The organism is Mesorhizobium sp. M6A.T.Cr.TU.017.01.1.1, from assembly GCF_004023115.1.
Classification (GTDB): Bacteria; Pseudomonadota; Alphaproteobacteria; order Rhizobiales; family Rhizobiaceae; genus Mesorhizobium; species Mesorhizobium mediterraneum.
In genome coordinates this window covers 1-5,892 of sequence record NZ_RZTA01000200.1, presented here as the reverse complement: position 1 = coordinate 5,892, position 5,892 = coordinate 1, and the positions used below count along the sequence as shown (strand labels likewise).

General features: G+C 62.9%; 7 protein-coding genes. 2 read left to right on the top strand and 5 right to left on the bottom strand.

The features are described from left to right. Nucleotides 1–26: 26 nt before the first annotated feature. The gene (locus tag EOB36_RS32790; RefSeq protein ID WP_128286519.1) at nt 27–284 is read left to right on the top strand and encodes a hypothetical protein; all 258 of its coding nucleotides are present in this window, start codon (nt 27–29) and stop codon (nt 282–284) included. 128 nt (nt 285–412) lie between these two features. Continuing rightward, nucleotides 413–1,153 (top strand): peptide-methionine (S)-S-oxide reductase MsrA, encoded by a 741-nt coding sequence (msrA, locus tag EOB36_RS32785; protein WP_128286518.1) that lies wholly within the window; start codon nt 413–415, stop codon nt 1,151–1,153. 191 nt (nt 1,154–1,344) lie between these two features. Here msrA and EOB36_RS32780 read toward each other — a convergent pair whose 3' ends face one another. The 5 genes from EOB36_RS32780 to EOB36_RS32760 all read right to left on the bottom strand — a co-directional run. Next, nucleotides 1,345–2,070 carry an amino acid ABC transporter ATP-binding protein gene (locus EOB36_RS32780; protein WP_095495884.1) on the bottom strand — a complete coding sequence of 242 codons (726 nt, stop codon included), beginning with the start codon at nt 2,068–2,070 and terminating at the stop codon, nt 1,345–1,347. After that, entirely contained in the window at nt 2,048–2,707 is a 660-nt protein-coding gene (locus EOB36_RS32775; protein WP_126104181.1) for an amino acid ABC transporter permease, read from the bottom strand. Before EOB36_RS32775 ends, EOB36_RS32780 begins: the two co-directional genes overlap by 23 nt. A gap of 10 nt (nt 2,708–2,717) precedes the next feature. Continuing rightward, nucleotides 2,718–3,389 carry an amino acid ABC transporter permease gene (locus tag EOB36_RS32770; protein ID WP_128286517.1) on the bottom strand — a complete coding sequence of 224 codons (672 nt, stop codon included), beginning with the start codon at nt 3,387–3,389 and terminating at the stop codon, nt 2,718–2,720. A 40-nt stretch (nt 3,390–3,429) separates the two neighbouring features. After that, nucleotides 3,430–4,200 (bottom strand): transporter substrate-binding domain-containing protein, encoded by a 771-nt coding sequence (locus EOB36_RS32765; protein WP_128286520.1) that lies wholly within the window; start codon nt 4,198–4,200, stop codon nt 3,430–3,432. 230 nt (nt 4,201–4,430) lie between these two features. Continuing rightward, nucleotides 4,431–5,892, bottom strand: a 1,462-nt coding sequence (locus EOB36_RS32760) for a mechanosensitive ion channel family protein (RefSeq protein WP_164897693.1), incomplete at its 5' end; no start/stop codon positions are given.

Here is a 5,892-nt window from a genome sequence, read left to right as displayed (position 1 = left end):
GAGCCACCAACCCAGAGGAGACCACCATGACCGACTTCACCCGCCTGACGCTGCCGGTGCTTGCCTTCGCGCTTTGCTCGACGGCGCTTTTCGCCGGCGGCATCGCCCGCGCCGAGGATGCGATGAAACCCGCCGACCCGATGGCCACGGACGCCATGAAGCCGGCCGATCCGATGGCCGCCGAAAAGATGAAGGACTGCATGGACAAGGCAGCCATGGAAACCGACGCGATGAAGAAGGACGAGGCAACGAAGGCCTGCGACGCTATGGGCATGGCCAAGTAGGTCTTGTCTGCCTCGGCCTGGCGGCCCGGCGTGGGCAACCCCTGCGCCGGCGCCAATATGCACGGCAATGTGAGACGCCGGCGGACCCAAATGTTCTATAGTCACAACACCATCATGGGAGATCAGACATGACCGGTATTCGAGAACCATTTGCGAGACGGTCGACGCGCTTCGCCAGGAGTGCGCTTGCGGCACTGATGTTCGCCTCGGCCGGCGCCGCCTTGTGGCAGACGCCGGCGATCTCGGCCGAGGCGGCGGTGGTGATCCCGCCGCCGGCGATGGACGAGAAACCCGCCGGCGGCACCGAGAAGGCGGTCTTCGCCGGCGGCTGCTTCTGGGGCGTGCAAGGCGTGTTCCAGCACGTCAATGGCGTGACCAGCGCCGTCTCCGGCTATGCCGGCGGGACCGAGGGCACCGCCGTCTACGAGACGGTCGGCACCGGCCGCACAGGCCACGCCGAAGCCGTCGAGATCACTTACGAGCCGACAGAGGTGACCTATGGCCAGCTGCTGCAGGTGTATTTCTCGGTCGCGCACAACCCGACGCAGCTGAACTACCAGGGTCCGGACCGCGGCCCCCAATACCGTTCGACGATCTTTGCCGAAAGCGATGCCCAGAAGAAGATCGCCGAGAGCTACATCGCCCAGCTCGACAAGGCCAAGGTGTTTCCAGAGCCGATCGTGACCACGTTGGAGACCGGGAAACCCTTCTACCCGGCCGAGGACTATCACCAGGACTTTTTGACGCTGAACCCGACCTATCCCTACATCGTCTACAACGACCTGCCCAAGGTCGAGAACTTGAAGACGCTCTTCCCGGATCTCTATAGCGAGAAGCCGGTGCTGGTGATGGCCGCCAACAAGAGTTGATCTTTGCCAGCGTATACTTGGTGCGTCCAAGTGGACGCACGTCGGCGTAAGGTGTGTTGAGATTCAGGTCAGGCCGCGCCGAAAATGGTGGATTCCGAGAACCGGAACGGAGCGTACTTTCGGGTACGTGAGTACCGGAAGCGCAGGAAGCCGCCGTTTGCAGGCCGGCATCACCTGAATATCAATACACCTTATTGCACGCCCAGAAATTGCCTGAGCTCCGGCGTCCTCGGATTGGCGAAGACGTCCTCGGGGGCGCCGATCTCGTGGACGCGGCCCTGATGCATGAAGACGACGCGCGAGCAGACGTCGCGGGCGAAGCGCATCTCATGGGTGACCATCACCAGCGTCATGCCTTCCGCAGCCAATTCCTTGACGACGGCCAGCACTTCGGCAACGAGTTCGGGGTCGAGCGCCGAGGTGATCTCGTCGCATAGCAGCGCGATGGGCTGCATGGCGAGCGCCCGGGCGATCGCCACGCGCTGCTGCTGACCGCCGGACAATTCGTCCGGCAATGCGTCGAACTTGTGGGCGAGACCGACGCGGTCGAGCATTTTTCGCGCGACCGCTTCGGCGTCCTTTTTCGGCGTCTTCTTCACCACCATCTGCGACAGCATGACATTGCCGCCGGCCGTGAGATGCGGGAACAGGTTGAATTGCTGAAAAATCATGCCGACCTTCAGGCGCAGCGCCTTGAGATGAACCTCGTCGGGCAGGAACTGGGCGCCGGCGACGACGATCGAGCCTTCATCGATGGTCTCCAGCCCGTTGATGCAGCGCAGCAGCGTCGACTTGCCCGAACCGCTCTTGCCGATGATGGCGACGACCTCGCCCGGCGCGACGTCGATGGAGATCCCCTTCAGCACCTCGTTGTCGCCGAAGCGCTTCTTCACCTCAGTGATTGCGATGAGCGACATTGAGCTTCCTTTCCAGGAGCTGGCTGGATTTCGACAGCGGCCAGCACAAAGCAAAGTAGATGAGCGCAACCAGGCCATAGACGGTGAACGGCTGGAACGTTGCGTTGGTGACGATCGAACCGGCCTTCGACAACTCGACGAAGCCGATGATCGAGGTGAGCGCGGTGCCCTTCACCACCTGCACCGAGAAGCCGACCGTCGGTGGCACCGCCACTTTCAGCGCCTGCGGCAGGATGACGTAGCGCATCTGCTGGAGATAACCCATGCCGAGGCTGGCGGACGCCTCCCACTGGCCCTTGGCGATGCTCTCGACGCAGCCGCGCCAGATCTCGGCGAGGAAGGCGGCGGTCCATAGGATGAGCGCGACACAAGCGGCAAGCCAGGCGGGAACGTCGATGCCGAACAGGCCAAGCCCGAAGAAAGCGAGAAAGAGCTGCATCAGGAGCGGCGTGCCCTGGAACAGCTGGATGTAACCGCGTGACAGAAGCCGCGCCCAACGCCGGCCGCCGATGCGCAGGAAAAGCAGGGCCGCGCCGACGATGCCGCCACCGATGAAGGAGACCAGCGAGAGGACAACGGTCCAGCGGGCGGCCAAAAGCAGGTTGCGCAGGATGTCCCAGAAGCTGAACTCGGTCATGGCGCATGTCTCATCGCGACGCCTTCCTCGGGAACAGCATCCAGCCCAGGCCAGCCAGCATCTGGCGCAGCAGGATCGCGAGGGCCAGGTAGATCAAGGTGGAGACGATGTAGGTTTCGAAGGCCCTGAAATTGCGCGACTGGATAAAGTTGGCGGCAAAGGTCAGGTCCTCGGCGGCAATCTGCGAAACGACGGCCGAACCAAGCATGACGATGACGATCTGCGACGACAGCGCAGGCCAGATGCGCTGCAGCGCCGGGACCAGAACCACGTGCCAGAAGGTCTGGAACGGGGTCATGGCGAGGCTGGCGCCGGCCTCGAACTGGCCGCGTGGCGTGGCCTGGATGCCGGCGCGGATGATCTCGCAGCTGTAGGCGCCGAGGTTGACGATCATGGCGAGGTTGGCCGCGCTGAGTTCCGACATCCTGATGCCAAGTGATGGCAGGCCGAAGAAGATGAAGAACAGCTGGATCAGAAAGGGCGTGTTGCGGATCAGCTCGACATAGGTCGCGACGACGGGTTTCAGCCATTTCGGCCCGAGGGCGCGCACCCAGGCGCAGGCAATGCCCAATGCCACGCCGAACACCGCGCCGATCAGGATGAGCTGCACGGTAATCCGGATGCCCTTGAGCAGCACTGGCAGAGACTCGATCAGCCAGCCGAAATCAAACTGATAGGTCATGGCTTGCTGTCTGACCTAAACCACACGCGGCGGGCGGCGATCACAGGTCAGCCGGCAGGTCCACCTTCAGCCATTTTTGCGAAATCGCGTTGAGGGCGCCGTCGGACCTGGCGGCGGCGATGATCCCGTTGACCTTGGCCATCAACGCCGGCTGCTCCTTGTTCATGCCGATGTAGCAAGGCGAGTTCTTGATCAGGAATTTGAGCTCGGGCCGCTTGGGCGGGTTCTTTTCGATAATGGCGGCGGCGACGACATTCCCGGTCGCGATCACCTCGACCTGGCCGGAAAGGAAGGCTGAAATCGTGCCGTTATTGTCCTCGTAGCGCTTGATCTCAACGCTCGCGGGGGCGACCTTGGTCAGTTCGAGGTCTTCGATCGCGCCGCGGGTGACGCCAATGGTCTTGCCGGCGAGGTCTTCCGCCTTTGCGATCGCGACATCCGCCGGAGCGAACACGCCGTTGTAGAAGGGGGCGTAGGCCTCGGAGAAGTCGATGACCTTCTCGCGATCGGGATTCTTGCCGAGGCTGGAGATGACCAGGTCGACCTTGTTGGTCTGAAGATAGGGAATGCGGTTGGCGCTGGTGACCGGGACGATCTCGACCTTGGCGCCGAGCTTTTCGCCAATCAGATTGGCGATGTCGATATCGTAGCCTTGCGGCGTCATGTCGGCGCCAACACTGCCGAAGGGCGGGAAATCCTGTGGAACGGCGATGCGGATGGTGCCCCGCGCGCCGATGTCGCTCAAGACGTCAGCCCGCGCCCGCGAAGACGGGGCCATGGCCATCCCGACCACGGCGGCCAAGGCCAGCATGCACACATTGCGACGGTTCATTATTTTCCCCTTTGACTGGACAAAACCAATTGGTCGCCAGGGCAAAGCAACAGACATGCCAAACCATCGAAATCGGCGCGAATCGGCTTCCCCTGTAGGATTGGATAAGGGGCGCCTTCGCGACCCATGCCGCCCGACTGGCAGGTTGCCTAAATATTGTGCAGATAATTGATGTCGCGGATTTGGCGTCGTGCGGAGCGGACGGTCCGCTATGCCGTCCCTTTGCGCCACGGCAGGCTCCAGCGCAGCTTTTCCGGCGTGGCCCCGGCCGCAGTCGATGTCGGGGCGGGCTTCGTCTCGCGAAAATGCGCCGAGCCCTGCGGCGGATAGGCGTGGGTGTTGTTGAGGGCGAGCTTCTCGATCTGGCTGAAGTCGGGGAAAGGCAGGTTTTCCGCCTCGCGCCAGTCGCTGACCCGTTTTTCGGCCGCGATGCGTTTTTCTTCATCGGCCGGCAGATCGGCGGCGGTGTACTCCAACTGCGAGGGGAAGGCGAACTGCGTGCCGGCATCGTCCATGATGTTGATGATGGACAAAAGGATGTCCTCGCGTATGGCGAGGAACTCGGACCCGTCCGCCGTCATGACATAGGTCGACACCTCGATGTCGAGCGAATAGGGGCCGAAGCCGACAAAGCGCACGTGACACGGATCGTCGATGACGCGCGGATGCGCGATCAGCAGCTTGCGCAGCTCGGCCAAAGTATAGCGCAACTGATCGGGCGTGGTCTCGTAGCGCAGTTGCAGCGTCGTCGCGAAACGGGTGCGGTCGCGATGCGCGTAATTTTCGATCTGCATGCCGGCGAAGTCCGAATTGGGCACCGAGATGATTGTGCGGTCGGGCGATCTTATGCGGGTCGAGCGCATGCCGATATGCTCGATGGTGCCCGACTGTCCGCCGAACTTGCAGAAGTCGCCGACGCTGACCGGCCGGTCAGCGTAGAGCGTGAGGCCGGAGAGGAAATTCTGCAGCGTCGGCTGCGCCGCCAGCGCCACGGCGAGGCCGCCGATGCCGAGGCCGGCGATGACGCCTTCATAGGGGATGGCAAGCACTTCGGCCAACAGCAGGAAGGCGACGACCAGCACGGCCACGCGGGCCACGCCGGTGGACAGCGAGATCAGCGTGTCGTGATAGCCGGGCACCTGCCACATATTGCGGTAACGATCGGCGATCCTGCCGATCAGATGCCAGACCACCGGAACGAAGCCGATCACGATCAGGCTCCAGGCCACTGCCTTCACTGGTGCTGCGACCACTTGCGGCAGGCCGAGCGGGCGCAATGCCACCAAAAGGAAAAGACCTAGGAAGATCGCGCGCACCGCCCATTCGACTACGCGTAAGAAACCCGACCGCTGCGAACGATTCTGACTGGGCGCAAAAAAGGAAATGACCGCATTGGCGATGAAGCCGAAGGCAATGCCGGCCAGCACTGCGAGGCCGAGCATCCACCATTGCCAGCGCTCCATCGGTCCGGCGCGGGTGAGCAGGCGGGGGCTGATCTCGCGCGCCAGGCCACGCGTGGCGAAGAACGGGTCGTTGCTGGCGAAAGCGGCGAATTCCGGCGCCACCGGGACCTCTTCCACATCGGCATAGAGCGTGCGGATGTTGGCGAGCGTCTCGGGCGTGAATTGCCAGATCTTGCCGTTGCCGGTGCCAGCGGGGTCCGTTTCCACC